At 65.0% G+C, this 26,782-nt stretch carries 22 protein-coding genes and 3 pseudogenes; 14 read left to right on the top strand and 11 right to left on the bottom strand.

Going from position 1 to position 26,782, the window contains the following annotated elements:
- Positions 1-57 precede the first annotated feature (57 nt).
- Complete coding sequence (locus DIZ22_RS12615; protein WP_048939355.1) at positions 58-2,109, top strand: FUSC family protein; 2,052 nt, start codon at positions 58-60, stop codon at positions 2,107-2,109.
- On the opposite strand, the gene DIZ22_RS12610 is transcribed toward DIZ22_RS12615, so the two are convergent.
- Positions 2,069-3,298 carry a phospholipase D-like domain-containing protein gene (locus DIZ22_RS12610; RefSeq protein ID WP_048939354.1) on the bottom strand — a complete coding sequence of 410 codons (1,230 nt, stop codon included), beginning with the start codon at positions 3,296-3,298 and terminating at the stop codon, positions 2,069-2,071. The genes DIZ22_RS12615 and DIZ22_RS12610 overlap by 41 nt on opposite strands.
- Before the next feature lie 87 nt (positions 3,299-3,385).
- Here DIZ22_RS12610 and rpoZ point away from each other — a divergent pair, with 87 nt between their 5' ends.
- Positions 3,386-3,730 (top strand): DNA-directed RNA polymerase subunit omega, encoded by a 345-nt coding sequence (gene rpoZ, locus DIZ22_RS12605; protein ID WP_004208279.1) that lies wholly within the window; start codon positions 3,386-3,388, stop codon positions 3,728-3,730.
- 91 nt (positions 3,731-3,821) lie between these two features.
- Here rpoZ and DIZ22_RS12600 read toward each other — a convergent pair whose 3' ends face one another.
- Both DIZ22_RS12600 and ung read right to left on the bottom strand, forming a co-directional pair.
- Positions 3,822-4,898: a biotin carboxylase gene (locus DIZ22_RS12600; protein ID WP_048939353.1), complete on the bottom strand. Its 1,077-nt coding sequence runs from the start codon at positions 4,896-4,898 to the stop codon at positions 3,822-3,824.
- Positions 4,895-5,587, bottom strand: coding sequence for a uracil-DNA glycosylase (gene ung, locus DIZ22_RS12595; protein ID WP_004208277.1), 693 nt, complete (start codon positions 5,585-5,587; stop codon positions 4,895-4,897). The genes DIZ22_RS12600 and ung overlap by 4 nt, the downstream gene beginning before the upstream one ends.
- Positions 5,588-5,683: 96 nt before the next feature.
- On the opposite strand from ung, the gene bla reads away from it, so the two are divergent.
- The 3 genes from bla to DIZ22_RS12580 are packed head-to-tail and all read left to right on the top strand — an operon-like array spanning position 5,684 to position 8,272.
- The gene (gene bla, locus DIZ22_RS12590) at positions 5,684-6,751 is read left to right on the top strand and encodes a class A beta-lactamase (RefSeq protein WP_048939363.1); all 1,068 of its coding nucleotides are present in this window, start codon (positions 5,684-5,686) and stop codon (positions 6,749-6,751) included.
- A gap of 31 nt (positions 6,752-6,782) precedes the next feature.
- Positions 6,783-7,148, top strand: a complete 366-nt coding sequence (locus DIZ22_RS12585) for a DUF962 domain-containing protein (protein ID WP_048939352.1) — start codon at positions 6,783-6,785, stop codon at positions 7,146-7,148.
- 53 nt (positions 7,149-7,201) lie between these two features.
- Complete coding sequence (locus DIZ22_RS12580) at positions 7,202-8,272, top strand: GNAT family N-acetyltransferase (RefSeq protein WP_048939351.1); 1,071 nt, start codon at positions 7,202-7,204, stop codon at positions 8,270-8,272.
- Here DIZ22_RS12580 and DIZ22_RS12575 read toward each other — a convergent pair.
- Together DIZ22_RS12575 and DIZ22_RS12570 are read right to left on the bottom strand one after the other, a co-directional pair.
- Positions 8,250-9,122 (bottom strand): cupin-like domain-containing protein, encoded by an 873-nt coding sequence (locus tag DIZ22_RS12575; protein ID WP_048939350.1) that lies wholly within the window; start codon positions 9,120-9,122, stop codon positions 8,250-8,252. The genes DIZ22_RS12580 and DIZ22_RS12575 overlap by 23 nt on opposite strands.
- Positions 9,119-10,255 (bottom strand): GNAT family N-acetyltransferase, encoded by a 1,137-nt coding sequence (locus DIZ22_RS12570; RefSeq protein ID WP_048939349.1) that lies wholly within the window; start codon positions 10,253-10,255, stop codon positions 9,119-9,121. The genes DIZ22_RS12575 and DIZ22_RS12570 overlap by 4 nt, the downstream gene beginning before the upstream one ends.
- Before the next feature lie 172 nt (positions 10,256-10,427).
- On the opposite strand from DIZ22_RS12570, the gene DIZ22_RS12565 reads away from it, so the two are divergent.
- From DIZ22_RS12565 to DIZ22_RS12540, 6 genes are all read left to right on the top strand, one after another.
- A complete protein-coding gene (locus DIZ22_RS12565) occupies positions 10,428-11,426 on the top strand; it encodes an NAD-dependent epimerase/dehydratase family protein (RefSeq protein WP_048939362.1) in 999 nt (332 codons plus the stop codon).
- A gap of 298 nt (positions 11,427-11,724) precedes the next feature.
- Positions 11,725-12,732 (top strand): KpsF/GutQ family sugar-phosphate isomerase, encoded by a 1,008-nt coding sequence (locus tag DIZ22_RS12560; RefSeq protein WP_004208270.1) that lies wholly within the window; start codon positions 11,725-11,727, stop codon positions 12,730-12,732.
- Between the two features lie 8 nt (positions 12,733-12,740).
- Positions 12,741-13,541, top strand: coding sequence for a 3-deoxy-manno-octulosonate cytidylyltransferase (gene kdsB / locus DIZ22_RS12555; RefSeq protein WP_048939348.1), 801 nt, complete (start codon positions 12,741-12,743; stop codon positions 13,539-13,541).
- Positions 13,538-14,131, top strand: a complete 594-nt coding sequence (locus DIZ22_RS12550) for a histidine phosphatase family protein (protein WP_048939347.1) — start codon at positions 13,538-13,540, stop codon at positions 14,129-14,131. The genes kdsB and DIZ22_RS12550 overlap by 4 nt, the downstream gene beginning before the upstream one ends.
- 104 nt (positions 14,132-14,235) lie before the next feature.
- Complete coding sequence (locus DIZ22_RS12545) at positions 14,236-15,090, top strand: hypothetical protein (RefSeq protein WP_017498995.1); 855 nt, start codon at positions 14,236-14,238, stop codon at positions 15,088-15,090.
- Between the two features lie 238 nt (positions 15,091-15,328).
- Positions 15,329-16,080, top strand: a protein-coding gene (locus tag DIZ22_RS12540) for an IS5 family transposase (protein ID WP_107917673.1) whose coding sequence is annotated in 2 segments (ribosomal slippage) — positions 15,329-15,659 and positions 15,659-16,080 — 753 coding nt in all. Because the reading frame shifts where the segments join, the coding sequence is not laid out codon by codon here.
- Between the two features lie 246 nt (positions 16,081-16,326).
- Here the strand turns inward: DIZ22_RS12540 and DIZ22_RS12535 are convergent.
- The 5 genes and pseudogenes from DIZ22_RS12535 to DIZ22_RS12515 form a co-directional block, all read right to left on the bottom strand.
- Positions 16,327-17,262: pseudogene (locus tag DIZ22_RS12535) on the bottom strand (IS110 family transposase); the annotation flags it as partial.
- Between the two features lie 12 nt (positions 17,263-17,274).
- A pseudogene (locus DIZ22_RS12530) lies at positions 17,275-18,454 on the bottom strand (IS30 family transposase).
- Positions 18,414-19,514: pseudogene (locus tag DIZ22_RS12525) on the bottom strand (IS1182 family transposase); the annotation flags it as partial. The pseudogenes DIZ22_RS12525 and DIZ22_RS12530, both read right to left, overlap by 41 nt.
- 232 nt (positions 19,515-19,746) lie before the next feature.
- On the bottom strand, positions 19,747-20,631 hold the full coding sequence (locus DIZ22_RS12520; RefSeq protein ID WP_048939596.1) for a bestrophin family ion channel: 885 nt from the start codon (positions 20,629-20,631) through the stop codon (positions 19,747-19,749).
- A 22-nt stretch (positions 20,632-20,653) separates the two neighbouring features.
- The gene (locus DIZ22_RS12515) at positions 20,654-20,908 is read right to left on the bottom strand and encodes a hypothetical protein (protein WP_004211015.1); all 255 of its coding nucleotides are present in this window, start codon (positions 20,906-20,908) and stop codon (positions 20,654-20,656) included.
- Between the two features lie 231 nt (positions 20,909-21,139).
- On the opposite strand from DIZ22_RS12515, the gene DIZ22_RS12510 reads away from it, so the two are divergent.
- From DIZ22_RS12510 to DIZ22_RS12500, 3 genes are all read left to right on the top strand, one after another.
- A complete protein-coding gene (locus DIZ22_RS12510) occupies positions 21,140-22,048 on the top strand; it encodes a LysR family transcriptional regulator (RefSeq protein WP_037509690.1) in 909 nt (302 codons plus the stop codon).
- Between the two features lie 347 nt (positions 22,049-22,395).
- On the top strand, positions 22,396-24,606 hold the full coding sequence (locus DIZ22_RS12505) for a TonB-dependent receptor (RefSeq protein WP_234415733.1): 2,211 nt from the start codon (positions 22,396-22,398) through the stop codon (positions 24,604-24,606).
- Positions 24,603-25,418, top strand: a complete 816-nt coding sequence (locus DIZ22_RS12500) for a sialate O-acetylesterase (RefSeq protein WP_048939598.1) — start codon at positions 24,603-24,605, stop codon at positions 25,416-25,418. The genes DIZ22_RS12505 and DIZ22_RS12500 overlap by 4 nt, the downstream gene beginning before the upstream one ends.
- 15 nt (positions 25,419-25,433) lie before the next feature.
- Here the strand turns inward: DIZ22_RS12500 and DIZ22_RS12495 are convergent, their stop codons facing one another.
- On the bottom strand, positions 25,434-26,591 hold the full coding sequence (locus tag DIZ22_RS12495) for a hypothetical protein (RefSeq protein WP_048939599.1): 1,158 nt from the start codon (positions 26,589-26,591) through the stop codon (positions 25,434-25,436).
- Positions 26,592-26,782 lie beyond the last annotated feature (191 nt).

Raw genomic sequence — 26,782 nt, 5'->3', positions numbered from 1 at the left:
CCCGCCCGATGATGCTGGATGTGCCGCGTGACGCCTGCCTTGCCACAAGCGCGCTGGATGGCCGATCGCTACGGCGGCCATGACGCGCTGTTCACGCTCAAGGCCTTTATCGCGGCGATGCTGGCCTATTATATCGCGCTGCGGATCGGGCTGGACCGGCCCTATTGGGCGATCATCACCGCCTATATCGTTGCCCAGCCGCTCGCCGGCGCGGTGTCGTCCAAGGCGATGTTCCGCCTGCTCGGCACCGTCATCGGCGCGGGCGTGGCGATCCTGCTGGTGCCATTGCTCGGCAATGCCCCCGAACTTCTCTCGCTCGCGCTGGCGCTGTGGCTCGGGCTCTGCACCTTCGTCGCGCTGCTCGACCGGACCCCGCGCGCCTATACCTTCCTGCTGGCGGGCTATACCGCCGGCATCGTCGCCTTCCCGGCGGTCGAGGCGCAGGCGACGATCTTCACCGCCGCTAGCCTGCGCGCCCAGGAAATCGGCATCGGCATCGCCTCGGCCACGCTGGTCCACAGCCTCGTCTTCCCGCGCACCGTGTCGGCTCGCCTCCAGGCGCGGATCGATGCGATCATGATCGACGCGGAACGCTGGTCGCGCGATTCCCTGCGGGTCGACCATGGCGATGCGGTCGTGACCCGCGACCGCCGGCAATTGGCGACCGATATCCACGAACTGCACCAGCTTGCCACCCATTTGCCGTTCGAAAGCAGCGCGCTGCGGCTGAAGGCCGGGGTGTTGCGCGCGCTGGAGACGCAGCTTTGCCTGCTGCTGCCGCTGGCCAGCGCGGTCGAGGATCGCTGTCGCCAGTTGCAGCGGGCCGATGCCTTGCCGCCGGCGGTCCATGTCCTGCTGGATGATGTCGTCGCCTGGCTGGGCGCGCCGGACGGGGAGGGTGCCTCGCCTGAAGCGCTGCGCGCCCGCGCCCGTGCCTGCGAACCCGATTGCCGCTTGCCCTTCGCCTGGCACGCGGCATTGCAGCTCAGCATGCTCGACCGGCTGGCCGAACTGGTCGCCGTCCATGCCATCTGCCGCGAGTTGCAGGCGGCGATGGGCGCCGATCGCATCCCCCTGTCACCGCCCGCGCGGGAAGCGATCCGCAACGCCCGCCGCCGCGTCCTGCATCGCGATTATGGCCTAGCGCTGCGCGGCGCGCTGGCGACCAGCCTCACCGTGCTGATCGGCTGCCTGCTCTGGATTCTGTCGGCCTGGCCGGCCGGGGCAGGGGCGGTCGTCATCGCCAGCATCATCTGTGCCCTGTTCAGCAATATGGACGATCCCGCGCCTGCTGCCTGGAAAGTGTGGCAGGGCACCTGCTGCGCGGTGCTGGTGGCCGCGCCCTATGCCTTTGCCATCCTGCCGCGCGTGTCCGACTTTCCGGTTCTGGTCGCAGTGCTGGCGCCGGCCTTCCTGCTGGTCGGTGCGATGATGGTGCGGCGGCGGCTGGCGGCGATGGCGATCGGCATGATCCTCTCGCTGCCCGGCCTGATGGGCCTCGATGGCTATTATACCGGGCAGTTCGACAGTTTCGCCAATGCCGCCATCGCCCAGATGCTGGGCGCGTTGCTCGCGGTCTGGGCGCTCAAGATGGTTCGCACCGTGGGCGCCGAACAATCCGCGCTGCGCCTGCTCCGGGCGGGCTGGCGCGATCTTGCCCTGCGCACCGATCCGCGCCAGCAGCCCGATACAGTCAAATGGATCAACACCATGCTCGACCGTATCGGCCTGTTGACCCCGCGCCTTGCCGAACTGGGCAGCGACACCACCGCGCCCTTGCTCGATATCCTGCGCGACACGCGCGTGGGCATGTCGCTCGACGATCTCCACCGCTTCCGGGTGCGCGCCCATGCCCGCGACGACCGGCTGCTCGATGTCGTGCTGGGGCGGGTGCGCCAGCATTTCGATCGGCTTGGCGCCAGGGGGCAGGCCGATCCCGATCCTGCGCTGGTGCGGGCCATCGATACGGCGCTCGCCACGATCGGCCGGAACGGCGCGGTCGATGATCGGCGGCTGGCGCTGCTGGCGCTCACCAGCCTGCGCCGCAACATCGCGCCCGATATTCCGCTCAGTCCGCGTCGGGATCGCGAAAATTCAGCCGCCGCGTGACGGTATAGTCCAGCACGCCGACCAGCAGATAGCTGATCCACTGCTTGATCAGCGTCAGGCCGGTGCGGCTGGTGCGATAGGTCTCCAGCGAAATCTGCCGGCTCTCGCCCGTCCGCTGGGTGATGAAGCTGCGCATCGCCTCGGCAAAGCCGGCATCCTCCACCCGCAGCATCAGCTCCAGGTTGAGGAACAGGCTGCGCATGTCGAAATTGGCCGATCCGATATAGACCGCATCGTCGATCACGATCAGCTTCATGTGCAGCTTGCAGGGCTGATATTCATATATCTCGACGCCGCGTCGCAGCAGCGGACCATAGAGCAGCCGTGCCGCCGCGATCGTCGCGCCATTGTCCGACAGGGCCGGCAGGATCAGGCGCGCGCCCTTGCGCCGGGCGGCGCGGGCGATCCGCTTCATCATGCCCCGGCCGGGCGAGAAATAGGCCTCGACCATGTCCAGTCGCTGCGCCCGGTCCATGTCATGCTTCACCACCTGCGCCCAGGGGCTCAGCCGCCGGGTCGGCCCGCCGATCAGCCAGCGAAACGGATCGGCCGGATCATGGTGCAGCGATGGGTGCCAGTGCCGCACCATCGCCCGCAGGGTGCGGAACCTTTGCCCCTTGCTCGTGACCCAGCGCCATAGCTGGCCATACCAGCGCGCCATCGCCTCGGCCTGCGGCCCTTCCAGCAGCAGCCCCAGGTCGCGCCAGCAATCGTCGGCGGGTATGCCGAAATAGCCATCCTCGACATTGAAGCCGCCGATCATCAGCCTTTTGTCGTCGGCCAGGGCGATCTTCTGATGATTGCGGATCAGGTAGCGGGTCGACCGGCGCGTCCCGAACCGGCCGAAATGGCCGCCCGCCGCGATCAGCGGGGCGAACAGGCTGTCGGGCGTATCGGACGATCCGAAGCCGTCGATCATCAGCGTCACGGCCACGCCGCGTGCCCGCGCCGCCACCAGCCGCTCGCAGATCAGCCGGCCGCTGCCATCGTCGGCGAAGATATAATAATAGAGTTTCAGGCTCGTGCGCGCGCCGTCGATCAGTCTGACCAGCGCATCGCGCAGCGCCGCGCCTTCTTCGATGACGGTCAGTCGGTTGCCGTTCAGCGTGACGCTGATCGGGCTGGTCGGGGCTTGCTGTTGTCGCGACGCCATGGCCCCTTCATGCGCCGCTTTGCCGCGGCGCGCCATGGCTTTATGGGCTTTTCATTGACTCGACAGGCCGCCACTGCTAGGCGCCAAGTTCAAGATTCCCTATTGATTTTTCAGGAGGCCCGATTGGCCCGCGTCACCGTCGAAGATTGCGTCGACAAGGTTACCAACCGTTTCGATCTCGTCCTGCTCGCCGCCCAGCGCGCGCGTGAAATTTCCGGTGGCGCCGAGCTGACGCTTGAGCGTGACCGCGACAAGAATCCGGTCGTCGCCCTGCGCGAAATCGCCGAGGAAACCATTCTGCCCGCCGACCTGCATGATTCGGTCGTTGCGTCGCTGCAGAAGGTCCAGATTGACGACGACGATACGCCCGATGAAATCGGTTCGATCGCCCAGTCGGCGGAGGCCCTGCGCCTGACCGCAGCGGCTCCGCCGCGCAACCAGAATATCGGCGGCGATTACGACGGCTGATTTTTCCACTTTCCGGTTTGGAGAGGGAAGGGGTCCGGCCCGCGCAAGCGGGACCGGGCCTCAATGATTCTGGGCACCGGATTCTGGTGCGTTATTTCCAGGCCGTCGCCAGCATCGCGTCGAGCATGTCGGCATAGGACCAGCCATCGGCCCGCGCGGCGATCGCCGACAGGCAATCCTGGTCTGCGCGCCCCGGCCGGCCCGCACCGGTCATGTTCGGCTTCATGTTGAGGTCGAACAGCTTAAACTGGCCGCTGGTATCGGCGCGGCAGTCGATGCGGATCACCGCGCGCGATTCCACCAGCTCGGCCGCCTTCACACAGGCATCCAGCATCGCCAGCACCGGCGCCTCCGTCATCCGTTCCGGGCCGATCGCGACGCTGTTCTGCGTCACCGCGACATCGCCATTATAGGGGGCGACACCGTCCTTCTGGTCGAAGCGCAGCACCGGGCGCAGCGCGAAATGGCGGTCGCCCCTTTCGCCTGACGGGCGCGGCGCGGCCGGCGGCAGGACAGTAATGGTCATTTCCTCGCCGTCCAGAAATTCCTCGACCATCAGCAGCGTGCCGAACTTGCCCTCGTCGATCAGGCTGCGGGCCGCGGCGTTCAGCGCATCGGCATCGCGCACCAGCGTCACGCCCTGGCTGCCCCGGCCACGCACGGGCTTCACGATCAGCGGGAAGGGAATGGCCAGATCGGTCAGGAGTTGCCCGACATCGGCCAGCGCATGCACGCCTTGGCTCGGTCGATCAGCCAGCAAAAAACCGCGCGCCACCGGCAAGCCGGCCTGTTCCAGCATCCGGTTGGTGGCGAACTTGTCGTCATATTTCTGCGTGGCGGCCGGGGTCTGGCCGACGATCGCGACCTGGCCCATCACGGCCTCGATCGGATGCCCCTCGAACAGCACGCTATTGGCCCAGATCGTGTCGGCGCCCGCCGCGATCGCGGCTGCTATCCCGTCGGCCGTGTCGGGGAATACCCATTGCATCGCCTGCGCCGGATCGGGCGCGGGCACCGGCGTTACCACCGTGCGGCCCAGCCCCTTCAATGCAAAGCCGATATCGGCCCCACCGTCGGAATAGCCGCCGGGCTTGGCATCCTTGCGCAGCCCGTCGATCACCGGCGGCGGCAGCGCCTGATAGAGCAGGGCGACCGCCGGCCCGCTCATGCCACCACCTCCGGCAGGCGCCAGTCGATCGCGCCGCGCCCCTTGGCCTCCAGAAAGTCATTGGCCTGCGAGAAATGGCGGCAGCCCAGAAAGCCGTTATGCGCCGACAGTGGCGAAGGATGGGCGGCCTTCAGCACCAGATGGCGCCCGGAATCGACGAAGCCGGCCTTGCGCTGGGCATAGGCGCCCCACAGCAGGAACACGACCGGCTCCTCCTTCTGCGCCACCAGCCGGACGATCGCGTCCGTGAACGTCTCCCAGCCCTTGCCCTGGTGCGACGCGGCGCGGCCCATCTCGACCGTCAGCACGCTGTTGAGCAGCAGCACGCCCTGCCGCGCCCAATGCTCCAGGAAGCCGTGCCGCGCGCGCGGCAGGCCGAGGTCGCTTTCCAGCTCCTTGTAGATATTGACCAGCGAGGGCGGCGTCCGCACGCCGGGCTGGACCGAAAAGCACAGGCCATGCGCCTGGCCCTCGCCATGATAGGGGTCTTGCCCCAGCACCACCACCTTCACTTGGTCCAGCGGCGTCAGGTCCAGCGCCCGGAAATATTCATTCCCCTTGGGGAAGATGCGCTTGCCCGCCGCCTTTTCCGCTTCGATGAACTGTTTCAGGCCCTGCATATGGGGGCTGGCGAACTGGTCGCGCAGCGGCGCGCGCCAGCTTTCGTGCAGCTTGATGGTGTCGTTCATGGCCGGCGTGATGAACCCCCGGCATGCCTGCGTCAACCGCGGGAAAAGCCGATCAAATATCTTGCCACCCGACCCATGATGGGCGACAGACGGGCCATGCCGTCTCTCCGTCAAATTGGCGCCAGCTGCGCCGCCCTTGGCCTGTTCTTTGCGCCCTTGCCGAGCGCCGATGCCTTCGGTCCGCCGCCCCGGCCGCAAGTGCTGCTGACGGCGGAGGCGCATCTCCTGGCGGAATTTGATCGCTTTGCCGCTTTGTCGGACGGCACGGTCGGTGTCGCGGTGCAGGATCTGCAGACCGGCGAGGTCCAGTCGCGCAATGGCGACACCCTCTTCCCCATGGCCAGCGCCTACAAGGTCGCGGTCGCGGGCCGTATCCTCTCGCTGGTCGATGCCGGCAGCCTGAAGCTCGACGACCGGCTCGCGCTCGATCCAGCGCTGGCGAGCGAGGGCGGCATCGCCTGGATGTTCTCGCGCCCCGGCGCGACTCTGCCGGTCAGCCAGTTGCTCGACCTGATGCTGACGCGCAGCGACAATAATGCGACCGACGTGCTGGTCGCCCGCGCCGGCGGGCCGAAGGCGGTCAGCGATTTCGTCGCCGGCCTCGGCATCCATGGCCTGCGCGTCGATAGCGATACCGCGCATCTTCTCTACCGCGCCATGGGTATCAATCCCCAGTCCGGCACCTTCCAGCAGAATGCCGGCGCCGCCCGCCGCGCCGATCCGATGATCCAGCGGCGCGACGTGCGCGACCTGCCGAACATGGACTTCATGCTCGATCCGCGGGACACGGCGACGCCGCTGGCGATGAACCAGCTGCTGGTCGCCTATGAATCGGGCAAGGCATTGAAGCCGGACAGCACGCAACTGCTCTTCACCATCATGGGCCATTGCCAGACCGGCAAGCTGCGTCTGTCGGGCATGTTGCCGCCCGGCACCCCGGTCGCGCACAAGACCGGGTCGCTCAACGGCGTCGGCAATGATGTCGGCATCATCGGCCTACCCGATGGCCGCCGCTTCGCCATCACCGTGTTCGTGATGAAGGACAGCCGGGGCCATGTCTCGCGCGACCAGATCATGGCCCAGGCCGCCCGTGCGGCCTATGATTATTTCCTCTTTGCGCCCAAGCGGCGCGTGGCGCTTAACAAGTTGAACGTCCACGTATAAAAGATGGGGCATAACAGAGAGGATGCCCCTTATGACCCAGATCACCCGGTTCCGGGACTTCTGGCCCTATTATCTGCAGGAACATGCCCGGCCCGCGACGCGCGCCATGCATTATGCCGGGACCAGCCTGGTGGTCGGCATCGCGGCCACTGCGGCCATTACGGGGCGATGGTGGCTGGCCGCTGCGCTGCCGGTCGCCGGCTATGGCTTCGCCTGGGTCAGCCATATGCTTATCGAGCGCAATCGCCCCGCCACCTTCCGCTATCCACTCTGGTCGCTGCGCGCCGATTTCGTGATGCTCCAGCGCTTCCTGACCGGCCATATGCGCCGCGATCTGGTTCGGGCCGGCATCCGCGCCGACGGCACGGTCGATCCGCAGCGTCGCATTCGAGTGTGATCCACAGCACACCCGCTTGATTCCCGCCGCCGCTCTGTCACAAGAGGGGCGCGATGGGGCTCACCGCGACATTCTCCCTGCCGACCGACCGGTCGGCGCTGGCCGCCCGCTGGCAGGCGCTGGAGGCGCGCAGCGATGCGTCCTTCTTCCTGCGCTGGACCTGGGTGGGGGCCTGGCTCGACAGCTATGGCGTGCGAACCGAACTGCTCGCTGTCACCGATGAAAGCGGACAGGATGTCGCGCTGGCGCTGGTCGGCCATGCGATGCGCCCGCGCCTGCTCGGCCCGGTGGCGACGCTCAGCCTCAACCAGTCGGGCGATCCGGTGATCGACCGGCCCTATGTCGAATATAATGGCCTGCTCGCCGCGCGCGGGCAGGAGGCGGCGGCCGTCGCTGCCGCGATCGACGCCATCGCCCGGCGCCGAGACTGGCGTGTATTGCGGCTGAGCGGCATCGCCCCGGATTCGCCGCTGCTGGGCCTGCCTGCTCGCCGCAAATTGCGGGTCGATGCCTCGCCCGTCTACCAGGTCGATCTCGATGCCGTGCGCGCCGCCGATGGCGACTATCTCTCGCTGCTCAGCAGCAATACGCGCAGCCAGATTCGCCGCGCGATGAAGGATCATGGCGGGCCGCTGCCCGACGTCACGGTCGGCACGCTGGATGACATCGCCCCCTGGCTGGACGAGATGGCCGCGCTCAACATGGGGCGCCATGCCGACAATGCCTGGGACGATCAGGGCTTTCGCCAGTTCGTCGCCACCATCGCGGCCCGCGGCCTGCCATCGGGCGCGGTCGAACTGCTGCGCTTTGCCGATGCCGGCGGCCCGGTCGGCCTGCTGGTCAATTTCGTGCAGGACGGGCAGGCGATGAACTATCAGTCCGCCTTCGCCCAGCCACGCACCGCCAAGGACAAGCCGGGCCTGCTCTGTCACGCCGCCGCCGTCGGCCATTATGCCGCGCAGGATTTCCGGCTCTATTCGCTGCTCGCCGGCAAGGATCGCTACAAGCAGAGCCTCTCCACGCGCGAGGAAGCGCTGGAATGGTGGCATGTCGAGCGTTTCAGCCCCCGGCTGGAGGCCGAGGCGCTGGCGCGCAGGATCCTTAAACGCCCAGCTTCCGCATGACCCGATAGACGAAGCGGCGAATGCCCTGTTGCTCGGGGCGTTCGCTCACCGTGCCGGTCGGCAGGCCGCGCTTGCGCAGCAGGGCGTTGAAACTGTGCAGTTCGCCCTCCGCCACGCTGCGGTCGGACCGCCAGGTGATCGACAGGCTGATCGATACGGCCGGGCCATTTTCCACGAAATGCGGGGCCTTGACCGGCACATGCACGGCCTCGCCGGGGCTGAGCGGAAAGGGGGTGCCGCGCGCCTTGAACCCGTCCTGCCAGATCAGGTTGCGATGGCCGCCATTGTGGAATTCCTCGCTCTTTTGCGCCGGCACCAGTTCCTCGTCGCGCGCCGGGAACACGGTCATCACCTTGGCCCCCATGATCTGCAGCAGGATATTATGCTCCGGGTCCATGTGGAACGGGGTGACGCTGCCGGGGGAGGTCAGGAAGATGAAGGCCTCGCGGTGGAGCATCGGTCCGGTGCTGCGCGCGACGATCGGCTCCAGCTCCGCCAGCGCCGCGTCCAGCAACGCGCCATAGGCCGGGTCGCGCTCGACATTCTTCAGCACCGCCCAGCTGCCATTGCTCTCGATCGTGCGGATCGTCTCGGCCAGGCTCAGCCCATTGGAAGGCGTATCCTCCGGCCGCACGCCCAGCGGCAGCTTGCCCAGATTATATTCGACCGCGCTCGCCGGCATCCGCTCGGCCAGCGTCGCCAGCGCATCCAGCGTCAGCAGCGCATGCCCGACCAATTGATGCGTCAGCTTGGTCGGCTGGTCGGGATAGGCGGCGGCAAAGGCGGCGCGCGCGCTGTCCGAAAAATGCGGCGCGTCGGTGGCGGGCGCCATCGGGCTATGCACGGTCATTCCTGTCCTTTCATGCGGCTGGCGATCCGTTCGACCCCGCCGGCCAATGCAAAGGCCGCTGCCCGGCGCAGGCGCGTCGCGCCCTTGCCCTGCAGGGCGATACGATATTGGACGATGCTGCGGCGCTCGGCCCACAGGCTGTCGATCATCGGATGATCGGCGGCGGCGCAACTGTCCATCCAGCCGATCGCCGGATCATCCTGCACTGCGTGCAGATTGGCTATCTCGATCAGCACGCCGGGTGAAAAGCGGCCCATCTCCTCGTCAAAGGCGATCTTGAAGGAAAAGGCGCCGTCGCCATGGCGGAAATTGACCAGCATCGCGATCGCCCGGCCATCCAGGTCGATGCGCAGGAAATGCAGCCGACCCGCCGCAAAGGCCGCGGCGCAGGCGGCGCGGAAGAAGGCGATGTCATCCGGCCTGCTCGCCAATGCGCTGCCCTCGCGGCCCTTCCATCCGGACGCCTCCAGCGCCAGAAAGTCGCCACACCAGCGCGGCAGGTCCGTGCCATCGTCCAACAATCGCTGCTCGACCGTCCCCAGTTCCGCCAGTCGCTTCTGCAGGCGGCGGATTTCCTTGCGCTTCTTGGCGCGGACATGGGTTTCCCAATAGGCGTCGGCCGACAGGTCGGATCGCAGCATTGCCCGGTCATGGCGATGCACCTCGCGCCGGCCGCGCCCTTGTTCGACGCACAGTGCTTCCAGCGCGGCGGCATTGGCGCCGGCCGCATCCAGTGCGCGCAGATGCAGGAAATGGGGCGCCCATTCCGCCTCGTCCAGTTGCGCCAGCAGGCTGCGCCACGCCGCCATCTCCTGACCACGCCGGATCAGCGGCGCGCCGAAGAAACAATGGTCGTGCATCCAGTTGGCGACGCAGCCGATCGGCAAGCGGCCATGGCGCGCCTGCACCGTCACCGGCAAAAGGCCGATCAGATCGCCATCCGCCTGCGCCTCGATCAGACGCACGTCACCATTGCTGGCCAGATGGTCGATCGCCGCTGCCAACAGGTCGGGCGCATAGAAGGCATTGGGTTCGGCCGCATCTGCGGCGAGGGTCGCCCAGCGCGCGCGCGGGTCCGTCAGCGCCAGGCTGTCGGATGCAAAGGGGGGAGATGGGTGCGCTGCCATGTCCATCGCCTCGCCTTAGCCGGGAAAGATTAGGGAATGCCTAAGTATTCCGCCGCATGGAAGCCTGTATCGAACGGCTTATGAGGGAAAGGGCTTTACATCGCGCGTCGGATTGTCTGTGAACCGCCATGGCTCTGGCGGCGACCCGCCTGTCGGCCCGATCAAGGAGGATGACGCTTTGACGATCCTGGTAACCGGCGCGGCCGGCTTCATCGGCATGGCGGTGGCGGACCGGCTGCTGGCCGACGGGCGTGCCGTGATCGGCATCGACAATCTCAACGACTATTATCAGGTTTCGCTCAAGCGCGACCGGATCGCGGCGCTCGAACAGCGCCATGGCAAGCTGTTCACCTTCGCCGAACTGGACTTTGCCGACATGCCCGCACTTCAGGCGCTGCTCGCCGATCATCCGATCGAGGCGATCGTCCATCTCGGCGCCCAGGCCGGCGTGCGCTATTCGTTGATCAACCCCCATGCCTATGTCCGCTCCAACCTTGCCGGCCATGTGAACATGCTCGAACTGGCGCGGGAACGGCGGGTGCGTCATCTGGTCTACGCCTCCTCCTCATCCGTCTATGGCGGCAATGAGGTGCTGCCCTTCCGGGTGGAGGATCGCACCGATCATCCGGTCTCCCTCTATGCCGCGACCAAGCGGGCGGACGAGCTGATGAGCGAGACCTATGCCCATCTGTTCCGCGTGCCGATGACGGGACTGCGCTTCTTCACCGTCTATGGTCCCTGGGGCCGGCCCGACATGGCGATGTGGATCTTCACCCAGAAGATCCTCGCCGGCGAACCCATACCGGTCTTCAACCATGGCCGGATGCAGCGCGACTTCACCTATATCGACGACATCGTCGCCGGGGTGATCGGCTGCCTTGATTCCCCGCCGGGCGACGACGGCGCGCTCAAGGCGGGCGGCAGCCGGGCGCCGCATCGGCTTTACAATATCGGCAATAATCGGCCCGAGGAACTGATGCACCTGATCGCCGTGCTGGAGGAGGCTGTGGGGCGCAAGGCGCAGCTGGACTTCCAGCCGATGCAGCCGGGCGACGTGCCGGCGACCTTCGCCGACATCAGTGCGATTGCCCAGGATATCGGCTTTGCGCCCACCACCGGGATCGAGTCGGGCGTGCCCCGATTCGTCAACTGGTATCGCGACTATCATCGCCTCTGAGTGTTGCGGCATATGTCGAGCTGTCGAAAAGTTCCTCGGCTTGTCGATAATTTAGCTCATTTCATCTTGTATTTCTGCCCCATTCCCCCTGCCTTCCGACTTCAGTGCCCCTTGCCGCACTTGCGAAATGGATTGCCATAAGTGCCTGAAACGGCGTAGACAGTTGCAGGGTGCTGATTGCGAAATCGGCCTGGGGTCGCGGAACAAGGGATGGACGCTGCGCTGGCAAGGCGCATCGACACCGCGGGCGTCAGCCGGAGCATGTCGGCGGCGATACGCGGAAAAAAGGGCAAGAAGCGTGTCGACAGTTTCGAAGATCGTTCCTTTCGGCTCGGGTGCGCATATTGTGGAGACGGCGTGCAGCAGTCTCGCCCTGGCAGCCAGGGGGCTCAATACACTCGAAGCCAAATTTTCCGACCGGGAATTTTCCGCCGCCTTCCTGCGGCTCGTCGGTATCATCATCAATGTCCGGGGACGGGTGATCGTCACCGGCATCGGCAAGAGCGGCATCGTCGCGCGCAAGATGACGGCGACGCTCACCTCCACAGGCACGCCGGCGCTGTTCCTGCATCCGGCCGATGCCGGCCATGGCGATCTGGGCATGGTGACGCCGGACGATGTCGTGCTGATGCTGTCCCATTCGGGTGAATCCACCGAACTCGGGCCGATCATCCATTATTGCAAGCGCTTCGGCGTCCCGCTGCTGGCGATGACGGCGCAGGCGCAGAGCACCGTGGCCGAGGCTGCCGATGTCTGCATGCTGATGCCGGCGGTGCGCGAAGCCTGCCCCAACATGCTGGCGCCCACCACATCGACCACCTTGCAGATGGCCTTTGGTGACGCACTGGCGATGTCGCTGATGGAAATGCGCGGCTTTTCGGCCGACGATTTCTACAAATTCCACCCCAATGGCCGTCTCGGGGCACAGCTCGTCAAGGTGCGCGAACTGATGTCGGCGGGCAGCGACGTGCCGCGGGTGTGCGAGGATTCCTCGCTGCTCGACGCCACGATCGAGATGACCCGTGCGCGCCTTGGCGGCACGGCCATCGTCGACCAGGGTGGCCAACTGATCGGCGCCTTCACTGATGGCGATCTGCGCCGGGCCGTGACCGGCAAGCAGAATCTGACCGATGCGGTCGGCCGTTTCATGACCGTGACGCCGCAGTCGATCGGTCCCGACGAACTGGCGTCGGAAGCGCTGCGCATCATGCACGATCGCAACATCACCCTGCTGTTCGTGTGCGAGGATGGCGATCTGGTCGGCGCGCTTCACATGCATGATCTGCTGCACGCCGGGGTCGCCTGACCATATTGGTGGTCATTCCGGCGCGGGCGGGTTCGTCCCGCCTGCCGCGCAAGCCGCTGCGCCTCATTGCGGGGCGCAGCCTGCTGCATCGCACGATCGCCATGGCGCGCGCGGCGATCGGTTCGCGCGCCGGCGTCGCTCTGGTCGTCGCCACCGATGATGACGAGATTGCAGCCCATGCGCAGGCCGCCGGCTGCGACGCGGTGATGACCGACAGCGCGATCGCTACCGGCTCCGGCCGCGCGCTCGCTGCTGCCCGCGCGCAGGCCACCCAGCCCGACTTCGTCGTCAATCTCCAGGGGGATTCGCCCTTCCAGCCCAAGGGAGCGCTGGGCGCGGTGATCGAGGCGCTGGATGCCGGCGCGCAGGTCGCGACCCCGGTGATCGGGCTCGACTGGGCCGCGCTCGATGCGCTGCGCGAGCATAAGCAACGCTCGCCCTTCAGCGGCACGACCTGCGCGCGCGGTGCGGATGGCCGGGCGCTCTGGTTCTCCAAGACGATCATTCCCGCCATCCGCGACGAGAACAGGCTGCGCGCAGCCGGTCCCATATCCCCCGTCTGGCGTCATGTCGGCCTCTATGGCTATGCCTATGACGCGCTTGCCCGGTTCGAGGCATCGCCGCCCACGGCGCTCGAAAATCTGGAAGGGCTGGAGCAGTTGCGGCTGCTGGAACTGGGCATCGATATCATGACCGTCCCGGTCGATCTGCCCGTTTTCGACAGCAGCGGCATCGATACCGAGGCCGATATCCAGCGGGTCGAGGCGCTGATTGCCGCCCATGGAGACCCGACGCCGGCCCTGTCATGAGCCGGCGCATCTTCGTCATCCGCCACGGCAACACCTTCGCCTCCAGCGCCGATGCGCGCCGGGTCGGGGCCGGCACCGACATTCCGCTGGTCGACAGTGGCATGGCCCAGGCCCAGCGTCTCGCCAGCTATTTCGCGGCTCGGTCGTTGGGCGCCGTGCGCCTCTACAGCGGCCCGTTGCAGCGCGCGCGCCAGACTGCGGCGCCGATCGCGGCCGCGCTCGACCATCCGATCGACGCCATCCTGCCCTGGCTCGACGAGATCGACCATGGCCCGGACGAGGGGCAGCCCGAGGCGACCGTCGTTGCGCGGCTCGGCGAAGCGGCGATCGCCGCCTGGGACCGGGACGGGATCGCGCCCGATGGCTGGACCGTCGACGCCCCCGCACGCATCGCTGCCTGGCGCACCTGGTTCGCCGCGGAAGGGGAGGGGACGGAATTGCTGGTCACCAGCAACGGCGCCGCCCGCTTCGCCGTGCTGGCGCTGGGCCTCGCTTATGGCCAGCTCAAGCTGCGCACCGGGGCCTTTGGCGAACTGGTCGTCGATGCGCCGGGCCAGGTGCGGCTGTTGCGCTGGGACGAGCGCCCCTAAGGATTATTCCCGGCCGATCTCCGCAAAGCCCGCGATTGGCCCCCGCTCTTGATCGGGTCATTCTGTCCCCGCGCAGAATGTTCGAAAGGGGAAGGCGCTTGGCCATGCAGACCGGATATCATCGCAAGATCGCCTGGCTCGCAGGCCTGGTCGCCATGGCGCCGCTGCCGGCGATCGCGCAGGATGCGGGATCGCCGGCAGCGCCTGCCATCACCTCCGGCCCACCGCCGGCGGGCGGCAGCGACCAGGATCTGGCGCTGCAATTGTCCAACCCGGTCGCCTCGCTGATCAGCGTGCCGTTCCAGGAAAATCTCGACTTCGGCGCCGGGGATGATGGCATCAAGTCGACGCTGAATATCCAGCCGGTGGTGCCGATCAGCGTCGGCAAGGACTGGAACATGATCGTGCGCACCATCGTGCCGGTCGTCGCGCAGAATAGCTATCAGGGACCGGGCACGGATGCCTTCGGCCTTGGCGATATCACCCAGAGCTTCTTCTTCTCGCCCAAGGAGAATAAGGGCATCATCTGGGGCGTGGGCCCCGCCATCCTCTATCCCTCGGCAACCGATCGCTATCTGGGCGGGGACAAGTGGGGCGCCGGCCCGACCGTCGTGCTGCTCAAGCAGATGGGCCAGAACACGGTCGGTTTCCTCGGCAATCATATCTGGTCGATCGCCGGCAAGGACGACCGTTCCGACGTCAGCGCCAGCTTCATGCAGCCCTTCTTCAGCCACACCACGTCCCACGCCACCACCTATGGCATCAATGCCGAAGCCGCCTATGACTGGAAGGGCAAGGACTGGCTGATCCCGGTCAATCTCACCGTCACGCAACTGACCAAGGTCGGCGATCAGGCGGTGCAGGTGGGCCTTGGCGGCAAATATTATGCCGTCTCGCCCGACGGCGGCCCCGAATGGGGCATCCGCATGATCTTCACCCTGCTGTTCCCGAAGAAATAGCGGGCTTCCCAGCCGGCTAAGCCGAAGGCCAGCGTCCCTGGAGCGGAGCAAACAACATTCGGAGCCGTGAGACGACTACCCCAGATATGGGACGGCCGCGACATGATGCCAGCTGAATGGGCACGATGGGTGGTTAGCGGAATAGTATCTGTGGTCGCTCCATCGGATGCAAGCGGTAAATTAAGGCCTGTGGGGATTTAGGATTCCCATTTACCAGCAGATGTGATTCACACTGCGGATGGATCGCTTTGTACTGACCGACGCCCAATGGGCGAAGATTGAGCCGCACTGTTTGGGGAAGATCAGCGATCCCGGACGCAGCGGTAGGAACAATCGGCTATTTATGGAGGCGGTGCTGTGGATTGTCCGAACGGGCAGTCCGTGGCGCGACCTGCCTTCCCAGTTCGGAAACTGGAATACGGTGTTCCGGCGTTTCCGTGACTGGCGCGAAGCGGACGTTTTCAAGCGGATTTTCGATGCTTTGACGCATGAGCCTGACATGGAATACGCCATGATCGATGCCACCATCGTCAAGGTTCATCGTCATGGGCAAGGCGCAAAAGGGGGACTTCGGGCCAGGCCATTGGCCGCTCTAAAGGCGGCATGACGACCAAGATACTGGCGCTCACTGATGCCTTGGGCAACCTGGTGCACTTCCGTCTGATGCCAGGCAATCGCTTCGATAGCGTCGGTGTTGCGCCGTTGATCGAAGGCGTGGAGTTTGGCGCATTGCTTGCCGACAAGGCTTTCGACAACAACGACATCATCACCGATCTCAACGAACGCGGGGCCGGGATCGTTATCTCTCAGCATCCGCGCCGTGCCATACCCATCCCGCTTGACGCCGAAATGTACAAATGGCGGCACCTGATCGAGAACTTCTTCTGCAAACTCAAAGAGTTCAAACGCATCGCCATGCGCGCCTGCAAAACCGACAGCAGCTTCGAGGCCATCATCTACCTCGCCGCAGCCGTCATCAACTCTCGATGAATCCCCACAGGCCTTAGGGCATGTTGGCACGTAGTCGGATCCGGTCATCTGTCCGGCCTTGATGAGCAGCGCCATATGCTGCGAGCCAGTATGGGAGTTCACGGACCGGATCCATTTCAGGTTTACGCGCTTGGCTAGTGCCCTGCTATTCTCTGGTTCTTCCGCCCCGTCTCGCCGACTGTTGTGCCATACCCTTCTTCGACCGCCTACGTCCCCGACGCCTCGGACCGCTGCTTTGACATACGCCGCGACCGCTGCCGGAGCTCTGTAACCTTCGTTCTTTGCGAGCAACGCCCAGACCATGCGCGCCATCTTGTTGGCGAGCGCGACCGAGACGAGCATGCGCGGTTTGCGCGCAAGCATCCGCTCCAGCCACGAGCCGGCCGGCGCGCCGAACCGGTAGGCCTGTCGCACTATCGAGCTGACGCCGATGATCAGCAGCCGTCTGATCGTGCGCTCATCCATCTTCGATATGCTGCCGAGCCGTTGTTTGCCGCCGGTCGAGTGCTGATGCGGCGCGAGGCCAAGCCAAGCGGCGAAGTCGCGGCCATTGCGGAAGGTCTCGATCGGCGGTGCTAGCGCGATGATGGCCGTCGCAGCGATGGGGCCGGTCCCCGGGATGGTCATCAGTAGGCGTGCCGCTTCATCCTCCTTGCCACGCCGTGCGATCTCGCGGTCGAGCACAGATATCTGTCTGTCGAGCCCGGCCAACATGTCGACCATGAGCTTGAACATAGGCCGCGCCGCTTCCGGCAGGGGCGAGGCCATCTCATCATCTTCCAGAAGGTTAACCAGCATCGTCATATGCGCGGTGCCGCGCGGCGCGACCCCGCTATACTCCGCCAGATGTCTGCGGATCGCGTTGATCAACTGGGTGCGCTGTCGCACCGCCAGGTCTCGCGTGCGGAACACGAGCCCTGCGGCCTGCTGCGGCTCGCTCTTCACCGCCACGAAGCGCATGCCAGGGCGCTGCGCCGCCTCGCAGATCGCTTCAGCATCGATCGCGTCGTGCTTGTTCCGCTTCACGAACGGCTTGACGTAGGCTGGTGGGATTAAGCGTACCTTATGCCCCATTGTCTGCCGCTGGCGCGCCCAGTGATAGGCGCCACCGCACGCCTCGAGCGCTACCATGCAGGCTGGCTAACCGGCGAAGAAGTCGAGCAGTTTGCCTCTCGTCCGCAATCCACGGTGGGTTCAACGGGTGGCGGCAACACATGCTTGGAAACGCTCTGCGGGCGTTTGATATTCGAGCGTTTTCCTTGGCCGTTCGTTGAGTTGCCGTGCAACGGCACTCAGCTTGGCCTGGCTGTATAGCGACAGATCGGTTCCTCTGGGGAAATACTGTCGCAGCAGGCGATTGGTGTTTTCGTTGGAGCCGCGCTGCCAGGGCGATTGCGGGTCGCAGCAATAGACTTCGACATCGGTAGTCAGTGAGAGACGCGGATGATCGGCCAGTTCCTTGCCGCGATCCCAGGTGAGCGACTTGTAGAGTTCGCGCGGCAGGCGCTGCGTCTGCCTGATCAGCGCCGACACGACGCTCCTGGTGTCCTTGTTGGTGACCTTGACCAGTATCGCGTAGCGCGAATGCCGTTCGACCAGCGTCGCGATGTGGCTGTTCTTCGTGCCTCCGATCAGATCGCCTTCCCAGTGGCCGGGAATGGCGCGGTCCTCGACCGAGGCGGGGCGTTCGCTGATCGACACGGCACCCTTGATCTGGCCGAGGCCATTGCGCTTGAGGCTGGCGTGCCGCGACCGGCGGATGGTGCGCCGGGCGCGCAGATGCTCCAGCAGTTCCTTCTTCAGAACTCCCCGCGCCTGTATGTACAGGCTTCTGTAGATGGTCTCGTACGACACCTGCCTGTGCGGCTCCTGCGGAAAGCTGTGCCTGAGCCACCTCGCAATACCATTTGCGGCGCAGCTTGACCGATACCGCCTGTGCCAGTGACGGCGAGCAAGCCAGTTTGCAGGGCTTGGGCCGCAAGGCACGGTCCCATGCCGCCTGATCGGACGCCGTCGCCCGATACCGTGCAACACCGCCATTACGCCTGACTTCGCGACTGATCGTCGAGGGCGAGCGACCCAGTCGCCGTGCTATCGCACGCAAGGGTTCTCTGACGCTCAGGCCCCGCGATATCTCCTCCCGCTCGGCAAGGCTCAGCGCACGACTGCAACGCTTGCGAGCGGCGGGCCGGATGCCGCCGGTCGGCGAAATCACCGAAAATACCGACGAAGACTCTCGATCAAACCTTCGCCCGATCGAACTCATCGATTCCCCGCGCTGCCAGCAATCCCATATCCCCGCTCGCGCCGGGATGTGACATAGGCGTCGGTCGGGGACAGCATTGGGGCTTGAGGGCGCAGGATTGGCAGTCATGCTGACTGGCGCGGTAGCGCATGAAACCATCCTTATCGACGCCGGGCCGTGGGCTGACATAGTCCCTGCGATGCTGGACGAGGTGCTTGCCGCCGGGACAGACATAGAGATCGTTCCGGTGGTCATAGCGGAACGCGGTGTGCTGGAAGCTGCCGGTCCTGCGGCTTGCATGGTCGAAGACGGGGATATGCGGCTCAATGCCGCGCTCATGGACGAGCCAGGCAAGATTAGCCGCATCGCCATAGCCGGTATCGGCAGCTAACCGTTGGGGCCAGATGCCGGAGCGCTCCAGTGTCCTGTCGATCATCGTTCACTGCGCTGCCACCTCAGCCTGACGGATGGCGGTGCTGACCTCCACATCGACGATCACGGCATTAGCCAGATCGATGAGGTAGTTGGTGCTGTAGGCGAAGAAAGCCTGCCCACCATGGGCACCCGTCCAGCGTGCTGCCGGATCAGCCGGCCACAGATATTTGGGCGTGACGGGCGACGCCGCTCCGAAGGCCACCTCGTCGAGCACCTCCAGATACTCCCGAACAGCATGATTGACGATATCCGGCGAGAGCCCCTCTGCGCCGGGAACGCCGCACTGGCGATTGGCGTCGGCCTTGATCAGACTGGCGTCCACGGCAAAGCCTTCGCCACCGACCAGTCCTTCCTGGATGCAACGCGAGACGGTCATCTCGAACAGCTGCCGTAACAGATCACTGTCCCGGAAGCGGCCGTGCCGGTTCTTCGAGAATGTTGAGTGATCGGGCACGGATCCGTCGAGACCGAGGCGGCAGAACCAGCAAGAGGCCAGATTGAGATGCACTTCCTCGCACGGCCGCCGCTCAGGCCGGATTCCCAGACAATAGCCGATCAGTAGCATCCGGATCATCAGTTCAGGATCAATCGAGGGCCGGCCCTTCTCGCTATAGAATGACCGCAGCTTCTCCCAGATCCCGTCCAGATCAACGAAACGATCCACCGCCCGCAACAAGTGGCTCTGGGGAACATGATCTTCCAGGCTGAAGCTGTAAAACAGCACCTCCTGCATCACCGTCCGATCACCCATCATCAGCCCGTCGCCTAACGACAACGCCAGTGAATCAGAACCGCGCCATCACTGCAAAGACCGGGTCTTCAACACTATCGGTCGAAACACGTTGATCCCTATCAGCGTCATCCTAGCGAAAGGCTCTCTTGGACTCGTCGAAGGATCCGGGATTCCTTCTGTGCTGCGAGGGCGCGCTGAATGGATCCTGCATCTAATGCAGGATGACGGCCGGTTTGGCGGGCGATCTTTGGCTTTACCAGAGCACGCCGTCGACCGGCTGGACCGGCGGAGGCCCTTCGCGGCCAAGCGTGTCGCACATGTCCGCTTCGATCGTGGTGGTGATGCTGTCGAGCGGCAGGTCGTGGACGTCGTTGCCGAACGGATCGACCAGGTCGTCGCCGATCTGCAGCACGGCAAGATACATGAAGCCCGCGACCGCCGATCCGACCGGGGTGGCGATGCCCAATGTCTCGACCAGGCCGATCGGCAGCAGGATGCAGAAGAGCCGGGTAAAGAATTTGGGGAAGCTGCGATATTGGGCGGGCAGCGGCGTGTTCTTGATCCGCTCCATGCCGCCCTGCGCGTTCGACATGTCGACCAGCAGCCGTTCGATCTGGGTCTGCTGGATGCTGTCGATCCAGCCGTCCGCGCGCGCCTGTTCGACCCGGCGGCCCGATCCGTCGAGCAGGCCGTTGGCGGGATTGCGACGGCCCAGTTCCGGAATCTCCGGGCCGGCGAGCAGGCGGCGCACATCGGGCGCGGGATCGATCCGGCGGAGCTGGCAGCGCAGCGCTTGGACATAGGCGATATGGCGTTCGACCAGGGTCTGACGCAGGTCCGCCGTTTCGGCCCGGTCGGGGATGAAGTTCATCACCGCGCGTGCCCAGCTGCGCGAGACATTGACCATCGCACCCCACAGGATGCGGCCTTCCCACCAGCGCTGATAGGCGGAGTTGACGCGGAAGCCGAGGACCAGGGCGAGCGCGGTGCCGAAGATGGTCAGCGGCAGGGCCGGCGCCTTGAAGGGTGAGATGAAGTAGAAGATGGTGACCGCCAGATCCCAGAAGAACAGCGCGATCAGCGCGCGCCACGCGGTCTGGAAACTCTGGCGGATACGTGGGGCACGTCCGACGATCATAGGGGGAGCGGTTCTCTACAGGTCAGGCGATGTCCGTGCCGTCGGCTTCATCCAGTTTCAGCCAGGCATGGCGCAGCGCCATGCCGCCGATGATGCCGACCGCCTTCAGGATGGTCGCATAGATGGTGGGGGTGCTGTCGCTGATCGCCAGCCAGGCGCAGGCGAAGCAGAGCGCCATGGCGGCATAGATGGGCAGCGCCTCGATATCGTTCCAGGCAAGACGCTGATTGGTCTTGGGCGTGGGCGCGGCGCGCGTTGCGGCGAGCGTGCGGATCATGGCGGTCCTTTCCGAAATGGAGCCGACGGGCGGCCTTTGTTCGAAAAATGATGCGACGCACAAGCGACGGTCAACGTGGTCCACACCATGCAAGCCAGCCTTGCGGTAGCGGTAACGCCAGCAAAATTCCGTCGCATTTCCGTGCCGTTTGGGAGACGTGGCAATGTTTTCACACGGAACTGCAACCTTGCGCCTATTGCAATGCAGCGTAACGCGCATAGCTTTTTGCGCATGGCCGATCGCTATGCTGAAATCCTGTCCTTCGTGAAAATTGCCGAATCGGGCAGCCTGTCCGAAGCGGCCAAACGACTGGACCTGTCGCTTGCCGCGACCAGTCGCCGCCTGTCGCAACTGGAGTCGCGGCTGGGGGTGATGCTGGTGCGCCGCAACAGCCGGCACATGACGCTGACGCAGGAAGGCCAGATCTTCTACGAGAAGGCGGGGCAGGCGCTGTCCGACATCGACCAGGCGGAAAATGTCGTGATGCGCAACGCCACCGAACCGGTCGGGGCGCTGCGCGTGGTGACGACGCTGCATTCGGGCCGCAGCCGGCTGGCGCCGCTGTTCCAGCATTATGCGACGCTGCACCCCGAGGTGGCGGTGCATCTGGAGGCGGCGGGGCAGGCAGCCAATATCGTCGAGACCGGCCATGACATCGCCATCTGTTTCGATCCGCCGCCCGACAGCGGCCTGATCATGAAGCGGCTGGCCGACAATCCGCGCATGCTTTGCGCCTCGCCCGAATATCTGAGCCGACGCGGCGTGCCGCGCACGATCGAGGATCTGGCCAGCCATGACCGCATCGTCATTGGCGGCGGGCAGGATATGTGGCGCGCGATCGACATGGACATGGGGCGAGACAATAGCCGGGCGAGCCGGGTGCTGAGCACGAATGATGGCGAAATGGCGCGGATGTGGGCGCTCAATGGCGCCGGTATCGTCATCAAGTCGCTATGGGCGGTGTCGGACGATCTGGAAGAGGGGCGGTTGCAGACGGTGCTGCCCGCTGTCGCGCTGCCGGAATCGCCGATCGTTGCCCTCTATCTGCCGGCGCAGGGGGACAGTGCCAAGGTGCGCAGCTGCCTCGACTTCCTGGCACGCCATCTGAAGCCGGCCGAGGCGACCCCGGCCGCCGCCTGACCCGATTTTGACAATGCGCGATCGGCGCGATCGACTGTCTGCGGACCGTCGATCGCGCCGATGGTGATTCACGGCCGCCTGCTTCCGCCGGAGCGCAGCCATTCGCCATGACAATCGATCTGTCAGGCCAATTTGTCTGACAAGTGCCGTGTTCATCAATATTGGTTTGACCAATATGTTGCGCTGGCCTGATCTGTCGGTTACAGCCTTTTCGAAATCTGGAGCAGAGTCCCGCAATGTGGGCTTTGATGCCGGTGCAGTCGGGCAAACCGGCGCATCGGCCGATGGCTCCCGGTGGCAGCTTTGGAACACAGGATCGGGAGAGGTTGATGAAGGGGCAGTCGAAAATGGCAGTCGTGATGGCGAGCCTGCTGGTTGGCGTCGTATCGGGGGCGCTGGCGGGCATGGCCCATGCGCAGGCGCAGGATATGTCGGCTGGCGACATCATCGTGACGGCGCAGAAGCGCGAACAGAATGTGCAGGATGTGCCCTTGTCGGTGCAGGTGCTGGGCGAGGCCCAGTTGCAGGCCAATGCGGTGCAGGATTTCAACGATCTGAGCCGCGTGTCGCCGTCGCTGAGCATCCGGCCGGCGGAAAATCCGGCGAGCGCCAATGTCGCGATCCGCGGCGTCGGCACCCTGGCCTTCAGCCCCGGCGTCGAGCCGAGCGTCGCGGTCATCCTGGACGATGTGGCGCTGGCCTTCCAGTCGCGCGCCTTCACCGATCTTTCCGATATCGAGCGGATCGAGGTGCTGCGCGGGCCGCAGACGACGCTGTATGGCAAATCGGCCTCGGCTGGCCTGATCAATATCGTGTCCAAGGCGCCGACAAAGACGCTGACCGCGTCGGTGCGCGGCATGATCACCACGGATGACGAGCAGCAGATCGGCGCGGTTCTTTCCGGGCCGCTGACCGACACGCTGGGTTTCCGCACCAGCGTCAACTATGATGATTTCAAGGGCAATTCGCGCAACCTGGCCGATGGCAAGACGCTGAACGGGCGCCGCTATTTCTCCACCCGCAACAAGCTGCGCTGGAACCCGACGGCTGAGTTGCAGGCCGATCTGGCGATCGATTATGCCGATGGGCGGACGACATCGACGCGGCCCTTCATCGAACTGGGCGATAATGCGATCCTGCGCGGCAACCCGGCCTTCACCCAGGATGTGTTCGCGCCGGGCATCACGGTCGACAAGGACAATACGGACGTGTCGATCGATTTCCCGACCGGCAACACCTATAATGATTTCGCCCAGTCGCTGCGACTGAGCTATGATACGGGCGGGCCGACGATCATGTCGATCACCGCGCATGACCGCTACAAGTCGCATGACTGGTTCGACAGCGACGATTCCGCGATCACCAGCTTCCAGAATTTCCAATATGGCCATTTCGACAGCGAACAGTTCAGTCAGGAACTGCGGCTGATTTCGCCCGGCAAGGACCGGTTCCGCTATACGCTGGGCGCCTATTACAGCAATGTCGACATCGGCCGCGACTTCTATCGCGGGCCGCTCTTTTCTAACGCCAATTGGGATGCGACCAATGGCAGCGACCTGATCGCGGGCTTTGGCCAGCTGGAATATGATCCGCTGCCCGGCACGACGCTGATCGCCGGTGGCCGCTACAGCCGGGAAAAGATCGATTATGTGTTCACCGATCTGGCGGCCAGCCGGGTCTATGCGGGGCGCAGCAGCGACAGTTTCGGCACCTACAAGCTGGGCATCAAGCAGGATGTCGCGCGCGACATGAACCTCTATCTCACCTATGCGACCGGGCATAAGGGGCAGGCCTATGACATCTCGTCGGGCTTCAACCAGGCGCGCGCCGACGCCGGCCCGGTGAACCCGGAAAAATCCGACAGCCTGGAGCTTGGCTTCCGATCGCAGTTGCTGGATCGCAAGGTGACGCTGAACCTCACCGTCTTCAATTCCAACTTCCGCGATTTCCAGACCCAGGCGGTGGAAAATCTGGCCGACGGGACGCAGAATTTCCGCCTGACCAATGTCGGCAAGGTGCGCATCCGGGGCCTGGAAATGGAAACCAGCATCCGCCCGGTGGCCGGGCTGACCATCAATGGGTCGCTGACCTATCTGGACGCCAAGTTCAAGGAATTTGCCGGCGCGGCCTGCTATGTGAACCAGACCGCGGCGCAGGGATGCGTCGGCACGCCGCCGCGCCAGGATCTGAGCGGCAAGGCGATGCTGATCTCGCCCAAGTGGAAGCTGGCGGGCAATATCGATTATGCCCAGCCGCTGGGGCAGGGGCCGCTGGAACTGGTCGCGCAGGGCGCCGTCACCTGGCAGAGCAAGGTCGTGCCGCTGGACCAGAATCCGCGCACCATCCAGCCGGAATATGCGATGGTGAACATCGCGCTCGGCCTGCGCAGCGCCGACAAGTCATGGCAGGTGATGGGCTTCATCAACAATCTGTTCGACCAACATTATCGCTATCTGATCAACGATGTGTCGAACCGTTACGGGACGACGGCGATCCAGGGCTATGTGCCGCGTGATTTCCATCGTTATGGCGGCATCCGCCTGAGCTACAGCTATTGAGCTGGCGGGTTGCCGGGCTGGGCCTGGCCGCGCTGATCGGCGCGGCTGGCTCGGCCGGCGGCGCGGCGCCCTTGCCGGACATCTATGTGCTGGCCGGCCAGTCCAACATGTCGGGGCGGGGCGCGCTGGCGGACCTGACCGAGCCGGAAAGGGCGCCGGTGCCGGGCGTGAAGATGCTGGGCAATGACGGCATCGTGCGGCCGGCGATGGAGCCGATCGACAGTGCGCAGGGGCAGCAGGACATGGCGTCGGCGGACCGGCTGGCGGCGGTCGGGCCGGGCCTGTTCTTTGCCCGCGCGCTGATCGCGCGGCAGCGGCGGCCCATACTCCTGATCCCCTGCGCCAAGGGCGGCAGCGCGATCGCGCGCTGGCGACCCGGCGGGGATCGGACAACGCTCTATGGATCCTGTCTGGCGCGGGTGCGATCGGTCCGCGGACGGCTGGCCGGCATCCTCTGGTATCAGGGCGAGAGCGACGCGGAGAATGGGACGGCGGCAACGGGCTATGGCGCTGCGCTGGCCGATCTGGTCGGGCATTTCCGGCGGGATCTGGGACGCGCAGAGCTGCCGTTCCTCTTTGCGCAGATCGCCGATCGGCCGGCCGCGCCGGAGCATGTCGCGCGCTATCCGGGATGGGCGGTGGTGCAGGCGGCGCAGCGCGACATCGCCCTGCGCTGCGCCTATATGGTGCCGACCGGCGGCCTTGAGCGGCAGGCGGACGAACTGCATCTGGTGACCGATGCCCAGCGCCGGCTGGGCATGGCGATGGCGCGGGCGATGATGGCCTTGCAGGCGGATGGATGCGGGCGCTGAGGCGCGCCCGCTGCCTTACAGCGTCTTTTCGTAGACCTGATAGATCTTGTTGACCCTGGATTCGATGGCGTCGGCGATCGCGTTCATGCCCTGATTATCGTCCAGCACCCAGCCGATCTCGCCCCGCGTCGCGCTGTAATGGGCCAGGGCGTTGCGGCGGATATATTCGATCATCATGAAGGCGAGCTGGCTGGCCATGCGGGTGGATTGCAGCCGCTGGACCACGCCCATCAGCGGCACGCGCATCGTGCGCACCTGCGGCTTGCGCAGCCAGCGCAGCAGCTTGATCCAGCCGAACGGGAAGAGCGAACCGTTGAGCGGCTTCAATGCCTCGTTAAGGTCGGGCAGGGTCATCATGAAGGCGACCGGCTCGCCCTCCAACTCCGCGATCATGATCAGATCCTCGAACACCAGCGGCTTGAGCTTCTTGCCGGTGAAGGCGACTTCGGCGTCGGTGATCGGCACGAAGCCCCAATTCTTGCCCCAGGCATCGTTGAGGATGCCCAGGATGATCGCGGCTTCCTGATCGAACTTCGACTTGTCGACCTTGCGGATGGTGATGCGCGCGCTCTTTTCGCCGGAGGCGACGATGCGCTCGATCAGCGGCGGGAAATTCTTGGTGATGTCGAGCTCATAGGTCTTGAGCTGCTTGACCGGCTGATAGCCGGCGCCTTCGACCATCGGCTGATAGGCGGCGCTGTTATGGCCCATCATCACCGTCGGCGGATGATCATGGCCCTGGATCAGCAGGCCGGGCTCTTCCCAAATCGACAGCGAGATCGGGCCGAGCACGCGGGTCATGCCCTTGGCCTTGAGCCAGCCTTCGGCCGCGGCGATCAGGGCGGCGCCGGTTTCGGCATCTTCCGCCTCGAACAGGCCGAAATTGCCGGTGCCCGGACCCATACCCTGTTCGACCGGCTGGGCCAGCGCCAGCTTGTCGAAATGCGCGGAAATGCGGCCGACCACCTTGTTTCCGCGCCGGGCGAGGAAATATTGAGCCTCGGCATGGTCGAAGAAGGGATTCTTGCCGGGCGTCAGCAGGCCATAGACTTCGGACTTGAGCGGCGGCACCCAATTGGGATCATTGGCGTAGAGCCGCCAGGGCAGGTCGACAAAGGCCTTGAGATCGGCCTTGGAGGAAACGGGGGTGATGACGAGATCGGTTGATGCCACGGCGCAGGCCCTTGAAGAAATGTGTCGAGCAGTTCGGCGCTTGTTTGCGGAATGTCAATCTCGGGCCGGTGTCGGGGCGCTAGGAGTCGGTCTGGAAATGCGCGTCTTGCGCATCTGTACCGGCCCACACCCCCAACCGGGGTGAATATGTCACGTTGCTGCCACGATTGCAGCGCATTTGGAGTGTAGGG

The organism is Sphingobium sp. LF-16, assembly GCF_003711185.1.
GTDB lineage: Bacteria > Pseudomonadota > Alphaproteobacteria > Sphingomonadales > Sphingomonadaceae > Sphingobium > Sphingobium yanoikuyae_A.
Note: the sequence above shows the minus strand (reverse complement) of the source record. Positions and strands in the feature narration are given on the sequence as shown.